The sequence below is a fragment of the Serpentinimonas barnesii genome (genome assembly GCF_000696225.1).
Taxonomy (GTDB): Bacteria; Pseudomonadota; Gammaproteobacteria; order Burkholderiales; family Burkholderiaceae_C; genus Serpentinimonas; species Serpentinimonas barnesii.
Genome location: NZ_BAWN01000013.1, coordinates 14,363 through 30,123 on the forward strand (window position 1 = coordinate 14,363; position 15,761 = coordinate 30,123).

Sequence of the window (15,761 nt, forward strand, 5' to 3'; positions counted from 1 at the left end):
TCAGCGCTGCGGCTGCCACGTCAGGCCGGCAAAGAGCGCGCGCCCGGGCTGGTTGTAGCCCAGCGCCGTTTCGTAGCGCTTGTCACCCACGTTGTTCAGGCGCAGTTGCAGCCGCCAGTCGCTAGACAACTGGTGCTCGGCGCTTAGGTCGAGCTTGCCGTAGCCCGGCAAGCGCTGGGTGTTGGCGGCGTCGTCGAAGCGCTCGCCCACCAGCAGGGCGTGGGCCCCAAACCACCAGGCGTCGCCCCAAGCCCGCTCCAGGCTCAGCGTCAACTGTTGCTCGGCGCGGCGCGGCAGTTGGCGCTCGAAGTTGGCCCCCGGGGTGCGGTTGCGCGCCTCCAGCAATTCCAGGTCGGAGCGCCAGCGCCAGTCGCCCGCGCTGCCTTGCCAGACCAGGTTCCAGCCGTCGATCTGCACCTGCGGCAGGTTGGCCACCGTCGGGGCTGCGGTGATGAAGCCGCGGATGCGCTGCTCGAAACGGGTCAGTTGCAGCGACTGGCTGCCAAATGCGTAGCTCAGCCCCAGCTCGCTGGAGCGACCGCGCTCGGGCTGGGTGGTGGGATTGCCAAACCCGGGCCAATACAACTGGTTGAAGCTCGGGGCCTTGAAACTGGTGCCGTGCGCGGCGCGCACGCGCCAGCCTTCGGCAAACTCAAAGGCATAGGCTAGCGAGCCGGTGTTGGCGGCACCAAATTGCGAGTTGTCGTCGCGCCGCGCACTGGCCTGCCAGGCGTGCGGCCCAGAGCTGCCTTGCAGACCCAGAAATACACCCTCGATGCGGCGTTCACGCACCGTGAAAGCGGTGCTGCTGTTGACCTGCTCGCGGGTGTGTTCCGCGCCCAGCGTCAGGGTGCCCAAGCCGGTCGGCTGGTCGTGTTGCAGCGTCCACTGCTGGCGCCGGGTGTCGATGTGCGAGGTGCGGGTTGCCGACATAAAATTGCGCGTGAGGTCGTCGGCGCGGTTCAGGTGCAAGTGGGTGCGCGCGCCAGCGGCCCAGGTGCGCTCTAGCCCGAGCCCGAGCACACGGGTGGTTGTCAAACCCCGCACCGCAAAGGCACCAGAGCCGGAATCGAAGGCGTTGTCGCCGCTGGCCAGCAAACCGTGAGCCGATAACTGCCACCCGGGCGCGAGCGCCAGCCGCACGCTGGCATCCAGCGCATCTTGCTCGAATCCGTCGGCATCCGGGTGGTGCGAACCAAACGGCACTGCCGGGTTGGTGGCCGAAAACCCATCCTCCCGCAGGCTGGAAACGCCGAAGCGGTAGCTCAGACCGCCCTGCCCGCCCGCCACGCCCAGCGCCACACTGCGCCGCCCGTAAGCACCCAAGCCCAGCTCGGCGTGGGGATGGAACCCTTCTTGGCCACGGCGGGTAAAAATCTGCACCACGCCGCCGACGGCATCGCTGCCGTAGAGCGCCGCCGCCGGCCCTTTGAGCACCTCGATGCGCTCGATCGCTGCCAGCGGCAGGTTGTCCCAATTCGGCGTGCCCAAGGTGGCGGAACCGTAGCGCACGCCGTCGATCAGCAGCAGCACATGGCGCCCTTCGGTGCCCCGGATGAACACGTTTGAGGCCTTGCCCAGCCCGCCGTTGCTGCTGATTTGCACCCCGGCGGCTTGTTGCAGCAAACCGGCCAAGGTTGCCCCTTGGGCCTGCTCGATGGCCGCCCGGTCGATCAGCACCACCTGGGCCGCCAACTGATCCGGCGGCACCGGAGTGCGCGTGGCCGTGACCACCACCGCCTCCAGTTCTGTGCCCTGCGCCACCGCACCAGACACCCCCAATGCTCCCGCCAAGCCCAAAACGGCCACGGGAATTGCGGCCGCATGGGCGCGCAGTTCAGACTTTTTCATAAAAATTGAAACACCACAGATAGGCCCGCGCCGCCATCCCCGGCAGCGCATGGGCGCAACGGCTCGCCGCCTTTGGCAGGCGCGAACCACCCCGTTGGCCGGTATCCGGGCTGGTGGAAACGACCGACGCCGCCTTCCCGGTTGCCCGCAGGGCATCCAGTGGCTGATAGGGGCGTGCAGCGGGGCTGGGCTCCAGATGGAAACCAGCCCGTCCACTTACCGTTGCGGGGGCAGCGCAGGTTGGGTTTGGGCCTAAATGGCCGCAACCCTCCTGCTTCCCGTTTAACCGCCGCGCCAGACTAGGCGCAGCGAGCACCAACAGTCGGCATTGTAAGGGCGTGAACCGGGCAGTAACGGGCCCGGGCAGCCTACAATGCAAGCTGTATGCCCGTCCAGACCTGTATCGACCACATTTCGGAGCGCGTCAACCGCCTGCTGTTGCGCCACGAGGAGTTGCTGCGTGCCAACCAGTCCTTGCAGCAGCAAGTCGAGGCGCTGCGCCAAGAGCGCGATGCGCTGCGCCTGCAGTCACAGGCCGTGCGCCAGCGCCTCGATGCCCTGATCGAGCAACTGCCCTCCGAGTCCGCCGACGGCCGCCCATGAATCAGCCCCCCATCAAGCAAATCGAAGTCCAGATCATGGCCCAGAGCTATCTGCTGGCCTGCCCCGTCAACGGCGAAGAGGCGCTGCGCGACGCCGTGACCAAGGTCGATGCCGCCATGTGCCGCATCCGCGATGCCGGCAAGGTGAAGGCGCGCGACCGCATTGCCGTGCTGGCCGCGCTCAACATTGCCTATGAGTTGCACCAAAAGGAGCTGGGCAACTTTCGCAACACCTCGTTTGGCCAGACCGAAGCGGGCGAATGGACCGACCCCCAAGATCGCCTGCAAGAAAACCGCCTGCAGCAGTTGCTCGAGCGCCTGGATCAGGCGCTGGTGCAGGGCGATCGGCCGCTTTAAGCGCATCAAGCCGCCCACAGGCCTAGCAGGTGCAACAACCCAATCTGCTGCACCGCGGCAAAGCCCTTGATGGCGCTCGGAAGCCTTGGCGGGTCTGTTTTTTGCGACTAGAATGCAGTTGTCTGCCGCCGTTGCCGGGCTTTATATTTCCTTGAACCAATGCTCTCTGAGCCCGGGCTTGGTACATTGTGCAGTGGGTGTGATCGTCTCGCGTCAGATGAACCCGAAGCTGCTCTGCCCTTGCCCACCTGAACCCCTCCGTTCAGGATGCCGGTCCGGTCCGGCGGCAGACACCTCTTTTTTATGGCGCGCCTAAGTTTCACATGACAGCCTTGTGCCGGGCTGCCCCTCCCCACCCCCACCACCCTTGTCTTTCTTCGCTGCGCTCGATCCGCTCCTAGTGCTGCAACTGCTGGCCCTTGGGCTCTGCGGCGGCTTTCTGGCCGGGCTGCTGGGCATAGGGGGCGGCATGGTGCTGGTGCCGTTTCTCACGGTCATCATCGCCAACCAGGGCGTCGAAGCCGGCTTGGCGGTCAAAATGGCGATCGCCACCGGCATGGCCACCATCGTCTTCACCTCGCTTTCGAGCGTGCGCGCGCACCACCGGCGCGGGGCGGTGCGCTGGGACATCGTGCGCCGCCTGGCGCCCGGCATTGTGCTGGGTGCGGCGCTGGCCAGCTTGGGCGTATTTGCCGCCTTGGGTGGCCAAGCCTTGGCCTTGGTGTTTGCCATTTTCGTGGCGTTTTCAGCCACCCAGATGTGGCTCGACAAAAAACCTTCTGCCAGCCGCACCCTGCCCGGCCCCACGGGCCAGTTGGCCGCAGGTGGCGGGATCGGCTTTGTCTCTGGCCTGGTCGGTGCGGGCGGCGGCTTCATCAGCGTGCCGTTTCTGGTCTGGTGCAACGTCACCATGCACCAGGCGGTGGCCACCAGCGCCGCACTGGGCTTTCCGATCGCGCTGGCCAATTCAGCCGGCTATGCGCTGGCCGGGCAAAGGGTGGCCGGCTTGCCCGACGCCTCTTTGGGCTATATTTTTCTGCCCGCCCTGTTGGTGATTGCGCTGGCCAGCGTGCTGGGCGCGCCATTGGGCGCACGGGCGGCGCATGCGCTACCGGTCAAACCCCTCAAGCGCCTGTTTGCGCTGGTGCTCTACGCGCTGGCGGCGTTCATGCTCTACCAAGGCCTGCGCGCTGCCTGAGCCGAGCGGCCTTGCCGCAGCGCGCACAATGACAAAAAAATTACCGCTTCGTGTCGGCCAAATGGCCCACTTTGGGTTTAGGATGCCAAGGCGCTGCGCATGGCAATATGCCGCTGTCGTAGCGAAGACCAACCCACAGAAGGATTCAACAAATGGCAACTGCGAAAAAAGCTCCTGCTGCGAAGGCTCCCACCACAAAGGCCGCTGCCGCCCAAGCACCCAGCGCCGCTGCGCCGGCTGCAAAAGCCCCTGCCAAAGCGGCCGCCCCCAAAGCGGCAGCCGCCAAGGCCAGCGCCCCTGCTGCTGCCGCTGCACCCGCCAAGCGCACCCCCAACGCGGCCTTCATGAAGCCCATGACCCCCAGCGCGGCCTTGGCTGCCGTGATCGGCAGCAAACCCATGCCGCGCACCGAAGTGACCAAAAAGGTGTGGGAATACATCAAAAAGCACAAGCTGCAAGACGCCGCCAACAAGCGCATGATCAACGCCGACGCCAAGCTCAAGCCGATTTTCGACAAGCCTCAGGTGTCGATGTTTGAGATGACCAAGCTGATCAGCACGCAACTGTCCTGATCGGCCCAGCCCCCTCAGCAGCCCGGCGCCCCACCTGCCGCCGCACCTTCATGCAGCGGCGTCGTGGTGCTGGAGCGCCAATCCGCGCTGGCTGTAATGGCGCCAGCGCAGTCGTGCGGCTTGCTTGAGTGCCTCGTCCTGCGGCACGATTTCGATCAGGCGCTGGAAGCGCTCGAAACCCTCGGGCACCGGCTCCAGCAGGTTGATCAGCAGCGGCCAGTCGCTGGCTTGCGGCACCAACTGGTCCGACAGCACCACCGGCGCGCGCTGCCACAGGTGCGCAGGCAAGTCCCCCGGCCCCGACTCTTCGGCCTTGGTCGATGCGTGGCGCGCGTGGGCGATGAACTCTTCTGGGGCAAAGGTCCAAAGCGCGGCGTCGAGCTCGTGCGCCAGCGCCGGCGGCAACAAGACCCACGCACGCTGGCCGGCATGGGTGGCCTTGCGCAACAAGCGGCATAGGTAAGCCACCGGGGTCGGCACGTTGAAGTGAAAAGCAATCGTGTTCATCGCGCGAGCGTGGCCGTTGCGGCCTCAGCAGCCGACCACGGGGTGGACTTGACTGGCAACCCCATCAGCGCTTGCGCCGCTTGGCGCCTGCGGCGGCTTGGGGCGCCTGAGCCGATTCCTTGGCCATGCGCGCCGCCTCGTCGAGCAGGTACTGCAGCAGCAGCGCCACCGGGCGGCCGGTGGCGCCCTTGGCTGCGCCGCCCTTCCAGGCCACGCCAGCGATGTCCAGGTGCGCCCACGCTTGCTCGGGGGCCACGAATTTTTGCAGGAACTTGGCCGCCGTCACCGAACCGGCCGGGCGGCCAGCAATGTTGGCCATGTCGGCGAAGTTGGACTTCAGGCCTTCTTCGTATTCGTCGTCAAGCGGCATGCGCCAGCAGGGGTCGAGCGTGGCATCGCCCGCCGCTTGCAAGGCCTGCGCCAACTCGTCGCGGTTGCTGTAGAGGCCGGCACGCAGATTCCCCAGCGCAATCACGCAAGCCCCGGTGAGGGTGGCCACGTCGATCAGGGCGCGCGGCTTGAAGCGCTCCGCGTAGGTGAGCGCGTCGCACAAAATCAGCCGCCCCTCGGCGTCGGTGTTGAGGATTTCGATGGTCTGCCCGCTCAGGCTGGTGACCACATCGCCGGGCTTGACGGCGCGCCCGTCGGGCATGTTTTCGCAGCAGGGCACCAGCCCGACCACGTTGAGCGCCGGTTGCAGCTCGGCCAGCGCCACGAAGGTGCCCAGCACGGCGGCGGCACCGCTCATGTCGAACTTCATTTCGTCCATCTCGGGGCCGGGCTTGAGGCTGATGCCCCCGGTGTCGAAAGTAATGCCCTTACCCACCAGCACCACCGGCGCGCTGGCCTTGGGGGCGCCTTGGTAGCGCAGCACGATGAAGCGCAGCGGCTCCTCGGCGCCTTGGGCCACCGCCAGATAGGCCCCCATGCCCAACTTGGTCACGTCTTGCGGGCCCAACACCTCGACTTGCAAGCGCTTGCCCTGCGCCAACTGCTGCGCCGCCTCGGCCAGCAAGGTGGGGGTGGCGTGGTTGGGGGGGCGGTTGGCCCACTCCTTGGCCCATTCCACCGCCTTGACCGTGGCCCGGGCTTGGGCAAAGGCGCCTTGCAAGGCGGTGGCGTCGTGCACCCCGACCAGCACGTGTTGCAAGCTGCGCGGCTGCGCCTTGGATTTGGTGGTGGTGTAGCTGTAGCTGGCATCGGCTGTGGCTTGCAGCAGCGCCGCCAGCGCCCCGGCGCTGACCTCACCGGCCCACAGCAACAAGCGCTTGTTGCTGCCGAGCTTGAGCGCACCCACCGCCGCCAGCACCGCCTTGCGCGTGGCGGCCGGGCTGGCGTCGCCGCTGCGCACCAGCGCCACCTTGCGCGCCTGCACCCCGGGCAGGCGGTGTGCCAGCAGCAGGCTGCCCACTGCCTTGTCGATGTCGGCGTCGGCCACGGCCGCAGTGGCCCAGCGCATCAGGGCGTCGTCTGGGGCCGCTGAGGCGGTTACCGCATCGGCCGCATCGGGCCAGAGCACGATCAGCGCATCGGCTTCTTGGGTGGCGACCTGGGACAAGTGCAGCGATTTCAGTTCAAAGTCCATAATCGGGGTTCAAGTGGTTATTTGACGATGTTATTCCATTCTTCCCTGCGCCGTGAACTGGCGCGCAGTTTTGGCGCCACGCTGCTGGTGCTGCTGGTGATCGTCGTCACCATGCTGCTCATCCGCACCCTCGGCCAAGCCGACCAAGGCCGCGTCAATCCGCAGGAAATTGTGCTGGTCCTGACCTACACCGTGGTGGGCCGGCTGCCGATCGTGCTCACCCTCGCCCTGTTCATTGCCGTGGCCTCGACGCTGACGCGCATGCACCGCGAGAGCGAAATGGTGATCTGGTACTCCAGCGGCCGTGGCCTGGCGGCTTTTCTGAGGCCGGTGTTCCACTTTGCCTGGCCGGTGCTGGCGGTGATCGCCCTGATGGTGCTGCTGGTCTGGCCGTGGGCCAACCAGCAAGCCGAGCAGTTGCGCGACCGCTTTCAGCAACGCGGCGCGCTTGAGCGGGTGCAAGCTGGGCAGTTCATGGAAAGCGCCGACGGGCGGCGCGTGTTCTTCATCGAGCAAGACCCACAGCAGCCCACCATGGCGCGCAACATCTTTGTCTACAGCACCGAAACCGATGGCAGCCGCATCTTGATCAGCGCCGCCAGCGGGCACCTTGAGTCGATCAAGCAGCAGCAGTGGCTGCAGGTGAACCATGGGCAGCGCCTGCTCTTCGATCGACCGGACCAGCCCGGCCAGGTGCAGGTGAGTGAGTTTGCCAGCTACCGCATCCTGCTCGACCAACCGGCCCTGCCCGCCGGGGTGGCGCACGGGCTCAAGTCGCGCCCCACCTGGACCCTGATCGCCGACCCCACCCCGGCCAACCAAGGCGAGCTGGCGTGGCGGCTCGGGCTGGCGCTGGCGGCGTTCAACTTTGTGCTGATGGCGCTGGCGCTGGCCACCAGCAACCCGCGCGCCAACAAAAGCGGCAACGTGTTGTTCCTGCTGTTTGGCTTCATTTTTTACTACAACCTGATGACCATGGGGCAGCGCTGGATCGGCACCGGCGAGGTTTCCGCCTTGGCCTTTATGCTGGCCCTGCACGGCGGCGTGGGGGCCGCTTGCGTGCTCTGGCTGGCCAAACGGCACTGGGGCTGGGAGCTGAACTGGACCCGGCTGGGGTGGCGCGGAGCCCGCGCATGAGAACGCTGCGCAAACTGATCTACGGCGAGCTGCTGTGGGCGATTGGCTTTGTGGCGCTGGCTTTTTTGGCGCTGTTTGCCTTCTTTGACCTGATCGAAGAGCTGCCCGCGCTCGGCCAGCGCTCGCCGCTCGACCCGGCGCTCGAGTACGGCCTGGCGCAAGCCCTGCTCTATGTGGGCTTGTTGCTGCCCAGCCGCCTGTACGAGCTGCTGCCGATTGCGGTGCTGATCGGCTCGGTGTTTGGCTTGGTGCGCTTGGCGCAAAGTTCCGAGTTCACCATTTTGCGCACCAGCGGGTTTGGGCCGGGCCGAGCCTTGCGGCAGATGCTGGTGCTCGGCGCGGCCTTTGCGGCCCTCACCTTCGTGCTGGGCGATTATGTGGCGCCCTGGACCGATCGCCAGGCGCAGCGGCTGAAGGCGGTTTATGAGGGCCCGCTGAGCCTCGGGCAGACCGGTGCCTGGCTCAAAGAACGCACCGAAGGGCATCAGGTGTCGGTCAATGTGGCGGCGCTGGAGGGCTCACAAGGCTTGCTGGGCGTGCGGCTGTTTGAGTTCGACGCCGAGGGGCGGGTCACGCGCACCCTGACTGCTGCCCGCGCCACCGTGGTGCCTGAGCGTGGGCTGTGGACCTTGCAGCAGGTGCAACTGCACCAGTTCGACACCCAAGCCAGCCCGCCGCGCCTGATTGCGCAGCAACTGCCCAGCTTGGAATGGCCCACTGGCCTGAGCGCCGACATGGTTTCGGTGGCCTTGCTGCGCCCCGATCGCATGAGCACCTGGGGCCTGTACCGCTACATCGAACACCTGCAAGCCAACCAACAGGCCACCCAACGCTACGAAATCGAGCTCTGGCGCAAGCTGTTTTTCCCCTTGAGCTGCCTGGTGATGGTGGTGCTGGCGCTGCCCTTTGCCTACCTGCATTTCCGCTCCAAAGGGCTGGCGGCCTACGTCTTTGCCGGCGTCATGCTGGGCTTGAGTTTCGTGTTGCTGAGCAATATGTTTGGCTACGTCGGCAACCTGCTGGCGTGGCGACCGTGGTTGGCGGCGGCCGCGCCCTCGCTGCTGTATTCGGTGGCCTCGCTGGGGGCCTTTGGCTGGCTGGTGTTGCGGCGTTAGCGCGCCCAAGGCCTTATTCAAATGGATGCAAGCTTATGTTGGGTGTGATCGTATTGGCGCACGGCTCGCGCGACCCGCAGTGGTTCGGGCCCATCGAGGCGGTGGCGCAGGCCGTGGCCGCCCGGGCGCCGCAGAGCCCGGTGCGCTGCGCCTACTTGGAGCTGTGCGGCCCCAGCCTGCCCGAAGCCGCCGCCGAACTGGTGGCCGCCGGGGCCACCACGCTGCGCGTGCTGCCCTTGTTTTTCGGCCTGGGCAAACACGCCAGACAAGACCTGCCGCTGCTGGCCGAGGAACTGCAGCAATCGCACCCGGCGGTGCGCTTTGAGTGGCTGCCCACGCCCACCGAGCAGCCGCGCTTGCTGGCGCTGCTGGCCGAACTGGCCGTGGCAGAATCCCCGCCATGAATCTGCACCAGTTCCGTTTCGCCCAAGAGGCGGTGCGCCGCAACCTCAACCTGACCGAAGCGGCCAAGGCGCTGCACACCTCGCAACCCGGCGTCTCCAAGGCCATCTTGGAGCTTGAAGACGAGCTCGGCATCGACATTTTTGCCCGCCACGGCAAGCGCATCAAGCGCGTCACCGAGCCGGGGCAGCAGGTGCTGCGCAGCATCGAAATCATTCTGCGCGAGGTCAACAACCTGAAACGCATCGGGGCCCAGTACGCGGCCCAAGACAGCGGCGCGCTCAGCATCGCCGCCACCCACACCCAAGCGCGCTACGTGCTGCCGGCTGCGGTGGCCAAGCTGCGCCACGCCTACCCCAAGGTCTCGATCAGCCTGCACCAGGGCGCGCCCGAGCAGGTGGCGCGCATGCTGCTCGACGACGTGGCCGACATCGGCATCGCAACCGAGGCCTTGAGCGACCACCCCGAGCTCATCACCCTGCCCTGCTACGACTGGCAGCACACGCTGGTGCTGCCCGTGGGGCACCCGCTGCTAGAACGCGAGCGCATCGCACTCGAAGACTTGGCTCAGGTGCCGCTGATCACCTACCACCCCTCCTACACCGGCCGCACCCGCATCGACACCGCCTTTGCCCAGCGCCAGCTCAAACCCCACATCGTGCTCGATGCGATCGACTCCGACGTCATCAAGACCTACGTCAAGCTCGGGCTGGGGGTGGGCATCGTGGCAGAAATGGCCATGCAGGGCGATGAACGCAGCCCGGATCTGGTGGCGCGTCCAGTCGGCTATCTGTTTGGCCAGAACGTGAGCCGGGTGGCGTTCAAGCGCGGGGCCTATTTGCGCCAGTTCGTGCTGCGCTTTGCCGAGTTTTTGAGCGAGCGCCTGTCGCGCGAGCTCATCAACAAGGCCATGCTGGGCGGCGGCACAGATTTTGAACTGTGAGCCCGCTCATGCCTGCCATCGAACCCCGTCCAGAGCCTGCCGCCGCCCCGCACACGCCGGCCGTTCGCAGCCGCCTGCCCGCCGTGGGCACGACCATTTTTACCGTGATGTCGGCGCTGGCCAACGAGTGCGGAGCTGTCAACCTCGGCCAGGGCTTCCCCGATTTCGACTGCGATGCGCGCCTGCTCGATGCGGTGAACGACGCACTGCGCGCCGGCCACAACCAGTATCCGCCCATGGCCGGCGTGCCCGCCTTGCGCCAGGCGCTGGCACGCAAGACCGAGGCGCTGTACGGCCGCCACTACGACCCCGAGCGCGAAATCACCGTCACCGCCGGGGCCACGCAAGCCATTTTCAGCGCCATTTTGGCCGTGGTGCAGCCGGGCGACGAGGTGATCGTGCTCGACCCCTGCTACGACAGCTACGTGCCCAATATCGAACTGGCGGGCGGCGTGGCGGTGCGGGTGCCGCTGCGCGCCGATTTTGGGCCCGACCTGGACGCCATCGCCGCCGCCATCGGCCCACGCACCCGGGCCTTGCTCATCAACAGCCCGCACAACCCCAGCGGCCGCGTCTGGCCGCGCGCCGATATGCTGCGCTTGCAGGAGCTGCTGGCACCGACCGAGGTGATCTTGATCAGCGACGAGGTCTATGAGCACATGGTGTTTGATGGCCAATTGCACCAGAGCGCGGCGCGCTTTCCTGGCTTGGCGGCGCGCGCCTTGGTGGTGAGCAGCTTTGGCAAGACCTTGCACGTGACGGGCTGGAAGGTGGGCAGCGTGCTGGCCCCGGCGCCGCTGATGACCGAGTTTCGCAAGGTGCACCAGTTCAATGTGTTCACCGTGAATACGCCGATGCAGCACGCGCTGGCGGCCTATTTGGCGGATCCGGCTCCCTACTTGCAGTTGCCCGAGTTTTACGCCGCCAAGCGCGACCGCTTTCGCGCTGGGCTGGCGCGCACGCGCTTTGAGCTGCTGCCCTGCGAAGGCACCTATTTTCAGTGTGTGCGCTACGCCCATTTGGCGGTGCCCGAGCGCGACTTGCCCGAGGCCGAGTTCTGCCGCTGGCTGACGCGCACGATCGGTGTCGCCGCCATTCCGCTGTCGGCCTTTTACGGCGACGGCCGCGAGCAGCGCCTGATCCGCTTTTGCTTTGCCAAGCGCGAGGCCACGCTGGATGGGGCGCTGCAGCGGCTGGCGCGCTTGTGAGTGCCCGCGGCGGCGACAGCGGCGGCGGCAGCGGTGGCTTCAAGCCGCCAGTTGCGCCCAGAGCTTGTCCAGCCGCTTAACGCTCACCGGCTGCGGGGTGCGCAGCTCCTGCGCAAACAGGCTCACGCGCAGTTCCTCCAGCAGCCAGCGCAGTTCGTCCAGGCGCGCATCGGGCACCCCCTTGCGCTCGGCCAGCAAGCGCGCATAGCGCTGCTCTTGGGCGCGCACGGTGGCCGTGTGCGCGGCGTCGCGCGCCGGGTCGGCGCGCAGCTTGTCGAGCCGCAGAAAAATCGCCTTCAGGTAGCGTGGCAGGTGTTGCAGCGCCGCCCACGGCGTGTCGGCCAGAAAACGCGGTCCCACTAGGCGCTGCAACTGCTCGCGGGCATCGGCCAGCGGCTGCGCCTCGAACTTGCCCTCCTTGAGCTTGCGCACCACGGCGGCGTATTCGACCAGCACGGCCGCCCCCTGGCGCGCCACTTCCTGCGCGATCAGCCCCAGGCGGCCGCGCCCTTGATCCAGGCGCTGCTGGAACTCGGCGGCGTTGCGCGGCCACGGCTCGGCCATGAAGGCGCGCTCCAGCGCCACCTCGATGATCTGGCCACGCAGCTCCTCCAGCGAGCCCAGCGCCAGGTACGACACCGCCATTTGCTGCAAGCCGGGCAGGCTTTTTTCCAGTTGCTTGAGCGCCTCGCGCAGTTGCAGCGCAAACAGCCGCCGCAGCCCCGCGCGGTGCTTGCGCGCCGCCGCCTCGGGCTCGTCATAGACCGCCAAGGTCACGGCATCGCCCGCGTCGAGCAGGGCCGGAAAGCCGATCACGGTGTGCCCGCCGCTGGCCAGCTCCATCAGCTCGGGCCAGTCGCCAAAGGTCCAGGCGCGGTAGCGCTCGGTGGCGGCGGGGGCGGGGGCTGGGGCGGCGGCGGGGGCGCTGGGAGCGGCGGGCTGGCTGCGCCGGGCTGACTGGGCTTGGGCGGCTTGGGCAGATTGGCCTTGGGTGCCTGGCGCGGCTGGCGGCGGACGCTGGGCCGACTGGGCGCGGGCCGGCGGCGCGGAAGCGGCTGGGCTGGCGGCAGAACGCCCCGCAGGCGGCAGCGAAGCTGGCACCGCCGCCACGCCCACTGCCGCACCCGCACCCGCACCCGATCCTGCCCCTGCCCCCACCCGCGCCGCCAGTTGCAAGCCCGCCAGCGCCTGGAAGGCCCCACGCGCTTGTGCGCCCAGCTCGGCTTTGAGGGCGGCCAGGCTGCGCCCTTGGCCGAGCTGGCGCCCGTGTTCATCGAGCACGCGCAGGTGCATAAAGTGGTGCGCGGGCAGCATGTCGAGCTTGAAGTCGCTGCGCTTCACATCCAGCCCGGTGCGCGTGCGCACGCGCGCCAGCAGCGCCTCCATCAAACTGCCTTGGGCCCAGTGCCCGGGCTGGCACAGCTCCGTGGCCAGTTGCTCGGCGGTCTCGGCCAGCGGCAGCAGGCGCGCGCGCGGCTTTTGCGGCAGGCTCTTGAGCAGGGCGCTGATTTTGTCTTTGAGCATGCCCGGAACCAGCCATTCGCAGCGCTCCTCGCTGGCCTGGTTGAGCACAAAAATCGGCAGCGCCACGCTCAGGCCGTCGCGCGCATCGCCCGGCTGGTGCAGGTAGCTGGCGGCGCATTCGGTGCCCCCGAGCGCCAACGTGGGCGGAAAGGCTAGGCTGGTCACGCCCGCGGCCTGGTGCCGCATCAGCTCCTCGCGCTTGAGGCGCAGCAAATCGGGCTGCTGGCGCACCTGGGCGCGGTACCAGCGCTCCAGCTCCTGCCCGCTGCTCATGTCGGGCGGCAACTGGCTGTCGTAGAAGGCGTAGATCAGCTCCTCATCGACCAGCACATCCTGGCGGCGCGACTTGTGCTCTAGCGCCTGCACCTGCGCCAGCACCTGGCGGTTGGCGGCCAAAAACGGCAGGCGGCGCTCGAAATCGGGCGGCCACACCTCGTCTTCCAAGGCCGCCACCAGCGCCTGGCGGATAAAGATCGAGCGCGCCCCGCTGGGATCGACGCGCGCGTAATCGACCCGGCGCTGGCTGTAGATCAGCAAGCCGTAGAGCGTGGCGCGCTCGGAGGCCACCACCCGGCAGGCGTTTTTCTCCCAGCGCGGATCGAGCACCTGCTTGCTCAGCAAATGCGCGCCCACCTGCTCCAGCCACTGCGGCTCGATGGCGGCAATGCCACGGCCAAACAGGCGCGAGGTCTCTACCAGCTCGGCGCACACGATCCAGCGCCCCGGCTTTTTGCTTAAATGCGCGCCCGGATGCGGGTAATAGCGAATGCCGCGCGCACCCTGGTAATGCGCCTCGCTCTCGTGCTTGCAGCCCACGTGCCCGAGCAGCCCGGCCAGCAGCGCCAGGTGCAACTGCTCATAACTGGCCGGGGCCGTGTTGAGCTTCCAGCCGTGCTCGGCCACCACGGTGTGCAACTGGCTGTGGATGTCGCGCCACTCGCGCACCCGGCGCGGGTTCAGGTAGTGCTGGCGCAGCAGCGCCTCGTACTGGCGCTGGCTGGGCTTATGCTGCGGCGCAGCCAGAGCCAATCCTGCGGCATCGGCCAAGCCCTGATCGGGCCGCGCCGCCAGCCTGGGGCCAGCCGAGCGCCCACGGGGCCTGCTGGCGCCAGCACCAGCAGCCTGGGCCGACGGAGCCACCGCAAGCGCCGCGCTTTCAGCGGGGGGCGCTGCGGCCGCGCTGGGTTTGCCGCTGCGCGCCTGCTCCAGCCAGCGCCAGAGCTTGAGGTAGCCCACGAACTCGCTCTTGTCGTCGTCGAAGGCGGCGTGCGCCCGGTCGGCCTGCGCCTGCGCCTGCAAGGGGCGGTCGCGCACATCCTGCACCGTGAGCGCGCTGGCCAGCACCAGCACCTCGTCAAGCGCGTGGCGCTCGCGCGCCTCCAGAATCATGCGCCCCACGCGCGGGTCCAGTGGCAGGCGCGCCAGCTCGGTGCCCAGTGCCGTGAGTTGCAAACCCTCGTCGAGCGCGCCCAGCTCTTGCAGCAACTGGTAGCCGTCGGTAATGGCGCGCTGCGAGGGCGCCTCCAGAAACGGAAAATCCTCCACCGCCCCCAGCCGCAGCGACTTCATGCGCAAAATCACCGCCGCCAGCGAGGAGCGCAAAATCTCCGGGTCGCCAAAGCGCGGCCGCGCCAGGTAATCGGCCTCGTCGTAGAGGCGGATGCAGACGCCGTCGGCCACCCGACCACAGCGCCCAGCGCGCTGGTTGGCCGCCGCCTGGCTGATCGGCTCGACCAGCAACTGCTCGACCTTGCTGCGCAGGCTGTAGCGTTTCACGCGCGCCCGGCCCGAGTCGATCACGTAACGGATGCCGGGCACGGTGAGCGAGGTTTCGGCCACGTTGGTCGCCAGCACGATGCGCCGCGCGCCGCTGGGCCGGAAGATGCGCTCTTGCTCGCCCTGGCTCAGGCGCGCAAACAGCGGCAGCACCTCGGTCTGGCGCAGCACCGGCTGGTGGCTCAGGTGCTGGCGCAGGTGGTCGGCGCATTCGCGGATTTCGCGCTCGCCGGGCAAAAACACCAGCACGTCGCCAGCCAGCGCGCCGCCGCGCCAGAGCTCGTCCACGGCGTCGGCAATGGCTTCGTTGAGGCCGTAGTCGCGGCTTTCCTCAAAGGGGCGGTAGCGCTGCTCCACCGCAAAGCTGCGGCCCTCCACATTGAGCACCGGCGCCGGCCCCTGGGCCGACTCGAAGTGGCGCGCAAAGCGCTCGGCGTCGATGGTGGCCGAGGTGATGATCACCTTCAGGTCCGGCCGGCGCGGCAAAATCTGGCGCAGGTAGCCGAGCAAAAAATCGATGTTCAGGCTGCGCTCGTGCGCCTCATCGATGATCAGCGTGTCGTAGGCCTGCAGCAGCGGGTCGGTCTGGGTTTCGGCCAGCAAAATGCCGTCGGTCATGAGCTTGATCGAGGCCCCGGGGCTGAGCCGGTCCTGGAAGCGCACCTTGTAGCCCACCACCTCGCCCAGCGCCGTGCCGAGCTCTTGCGCAATGCGGCTGGCCACCGAACTGGCGGCGATGCGGCGCGGCTGGGTGTGGCCGATCAAGCGCCCGCGCTCGCCCGGGCGGGCGTGCAGGCGGCCGCGCCCCATGCCCAGCGCGATCTTGGGCAACTGGGTGGTTTTGCCGGAACCGGTCTCGCCGCACACCACGATCACCTGGTGCGCGCGCAAGGCGGCTTCGATCGCCTGGCGCTGGGCGCTTACAGGCAGGGATTCGGGAAACTCGATAATCAAGGCGCGGGCGGCTCACGTGCAAAATGGGGG

Annotated in this window: 13 protein-coding genes and 1 riboswitch; of the genes, 9 read left to right on the forward strand and 4 right to left on the reverse strand. The window is 67.6% G+C overall.

Annotated features, from left to right (window positions below; translation table 11 throughout):
• Nucleotides 1-1,851 carry a TonB-dependent receptor domain-containing protein gene (locus SRAH_RS03985; protein WP_029462060.1) on the reverse strand — a complete coding sequence of 617 codons (1,851 nt, stop codon included), beginning with the start codon at nucleotides 1,849-1,851 and terminating at the stop codon, nucleotides 1-3.
• A gap of 79 nt (nucleotides 1,852-1,930) precedes the next feature.
• Nucleotides 1,931-2,186: riboswitch (cobalamin riboswitch) on the reverse strand.
• Nucleotides 2,187-2,235: 49 nt separating this feature from the next.
• On the opposite strand from SRAH_RS03985, the gene SRAH_RS03990 reads away from it, so the two are divergent.
• The 4 genes from SRAH_RS03990 (at nucleotide 2,236) to SRAH_RS04005 (ending at nucleotide 4,580) form a co-directional block, all read left to right on the forward strand.
• Nucleotides 2,236-2,454, forward strand: a complete 219-nt coding sequence (locus tag SRAH_RS03990) for a hypothetical protein (protein WP_029462061.1) — start codon at nucleotides 2,236-2,238, stop codon at nucleotides 2,452-2,454.
• An 11-nt stretch (nucleotides 2,455-2,465) separates the two neighbouring features.
• Nucleotides 2,466-2,810, forward strand: coding sequence for a cell division protein ZapA (locus tag SRAH_RS03995; RefSeq protein ID WP_029462062.1), 345 nt, complete (start codon nucleotides 2,466-2,468; stop codon nucleotides 2,808-2,810).
• Between the two features lie 367 nt (nucleotides 2,811-3,177).
• Complete coding sequence (locus SRAH_RS04000) at nucleotides 3,178-4,008, forward strand: sulfite exporter TauE/SafE family protein (RefSeq protein WP_029462063.1); 831 nt, start codon at nucleotides 3,178-3,180, stop codon at nucleotides 4,006-4,008.
• A 152-nt stretch (nucleotides 4,009-4,160) separates the two neighbouring features.
• Nucleotides 4,161-4,580: an SWIB/MDM2 domain-containing protein gene (locus SRAH_RS04005; RefSeq protein ID WP_029462064.1), complete on the forward strand. Its 420-nt coding sequence runs from the start codon at nucleotides 4,161-4,163 to the stop codon at nucleotides 4,578-4,580.
• Between the two features lie 48 nt (nucleotides 4,581-4,628).
• Here the strand turns inward: SRAH_RS04005 and SRAH_RS04010 are convergent, their stop codons facing one another.
• Together SRAH_RS04010 and SRAH_RS04015 are read right to left on the reverse strand one after the other, a co-directional pair.
• A complete protein-coding gene (locus SRAH_RS04010) occupies nucleotides 4,629-5,087 on the reverse strand; it encodes a DNA polymerase III subunit chi (protein WP_029462065.1) in 459 nt (152 codons plus the stop codon).
• A 64-nt stretch (nucleotides 5,088-5,151) separates the two neighbouring features.
• Nucleotides 5,152-6,672, reverse strand: coding sequence for a leucyl aminopeptidase (locus SRAH_RS04015; RefSeq protein ID WP_029462066.1), 1,521 nt, complete (start codon nucleotides 6,670-6,672; stop codon nucleotides 5,152-5,154).
• A gap of 27 nt (nucleotides 6,673-6,699) precedes the next feature.
• On the opposite strand from SRAH_RS04015, the gene lptF reads away from it, so the two are divergent.
• Genes lptF through SRAH_RS04040 form a run of 5 tightly spaced genes read left to right on the forward strand, consistent with a single transcriptional unit; the run spans nucleotide 6,700 to nucleotide 11,477 of the window.
• The gene (lptF, locus tag SRAH_RS04020) at nucleotides 6,700-7,809 is read left to right on the forward strand and encodes an LPS export ABC transporter permease LptF (RefSeq protein WP_029462067.1); all 1,110 of its coding nucleotides are present in this window, start codon (nucleotides 6,700-6,702) and stop codon (nucleotides 7,807-7,809) included.
• Nucleotides 7,806-8,924 carry an LPS export ABC transporter permease LptG gene (lptG, locus tag SRAH_RS04025; protein WP_029462068.1) on the forward strand — a complete coding sequence of 373 codons (1,119 nt, stop codon included), beginning with the start codon at nucleotides 7,806-7,808 and terminating at the stop codon, nucleotides 8,922-8,924. The genes lptF and lptG overlap by 4 nt, the downstream gene beginning before the upstream one ends.
• 35 nt (nucleotides 8,925-8,959) lie before the next feature.
• Complete coding sequence (locus SRAH_RS04030) at nucleotides 8,960-9,328, forward strand: sirohydrochlorin chelatase (RefSeq protein ID WP_029462069.1); 369 nt, start codon at nucleotides 8,960-8,962, stop codon at nucleotides 9,326-9,328.
• On the forward strand, nucleotides 9,325-10,269 hold the full coding sequence (locus tag SRAH_RS04035; protein WP_029462070.1) for a CysB family HTH-type transcriptional regulator: 945 nt from the start codon (nucleotides 9,325-9,327) through the stop codon (nucleotides 10,267-10,269). The genes SRAH_RS04030 and SRAH_RS04035 overlap by 4 nt, the downstream gene beginning before the upstream one ends.
• A gap of 8 nt (nucleotides 10,270-10,277) precedes the next feature.
• Nucleotides 10,278-11,477, forward strand: a complete 1,200-nt coding sequence (locus SRAH_RS04040; protein ID WP_029462071.1) for a pyridoxal phosphate-dependent aminotransferase — start codon at nucleotides 10,278-10,280, stop codon at nucleotides 11,475-11,477.
• A gap of 39 nt (nucleotides 11,478-11,516) precedes the next feature.
• Here SRAH_RS04040 and hrpA read toward each other — a convergent pair whose 3' ends face one another.
• Entirely contained in the window at nucleotides 11,517-15,731 is a 4,215-nt protein-coding gene (gene hrpA, locus SRAH_RS04045) for an ATP-dependent RNA helicase HrpA (protein WP_029462072.1), read from the reverse strand.
• Between the last annotated feature and the right edge of the window lie 30 nt (nucleotides 15,732-15,761).

Coding starts and splice junctions, on each gene's coding strand:
- SRAH_RS03985 (WP_029462060.1), bottom strand. CDS start 1,851: ATGAAAAAGTCTGAACTGCGCGCCCATGCGGCCGCAATTCCCGTGGCC.
- SRAH_RS03990 (WP_029462061.1), top strand. CDS start 2,236: ATGCCCGTCCAGACCTGTATCGACCACATTTCGGAGCGCGTCAACCGC.
- SRAH_RS04005 (WP_029462064.1), top strand. CDS start 4,161: ATGGCAACTGCGAAAAAAGCTCCTGCTGCGAAGGCTCCCACCACAAAG.
- SRAH_RS04010 (WP_029462065.1), bottom strand. CDS start 5,087: ATGAACACGATTGCTTTTCACTTCAACGTGCCGACCCCGGTGGCTTAC.
- SRAH_RS04015 (WP_029462066.1), bottom strand. CDS start 6,672: ATGGACTTTGAACTGAAATCGCTGCACTTGTCCCAGGTCGCCACCCAA.
- lptF (WP_029462067.1), top strand. CDS start 6,700: ATGTTATTCCATTCTTCCCTGCGCCGTGAACTGGCGCGCAGTTTTGGC.
- lptG (WP_029462068.1), top strand. CDS start 7,806: ATGAGAACGCTGCGCAAACTGATCTACGGCGAGCTGCTGTGGGCGATT.
- SRAH_RS04030 (WP_029462069.1), top strand. CDS start 8,960: ATGTTGGGTGTGATCGTATTGGCGCACGGCTCGCGCGACCCGCAGTGG.
- SRAH_RS04035 (WP_029462070.1), top strand. CDS start 9,325: ATGAATCTGCACCAGTTCCGTTTCGCCCAAGAGGCGGTGCGCCGCAAC.
- SRAH_RS04040 (WP_029462071.1), top strand. CDS start 10,278: ATGCCTGCCATCGAACCCCGTCCAGAGCCTGCCGCCGCCCCGCACACG.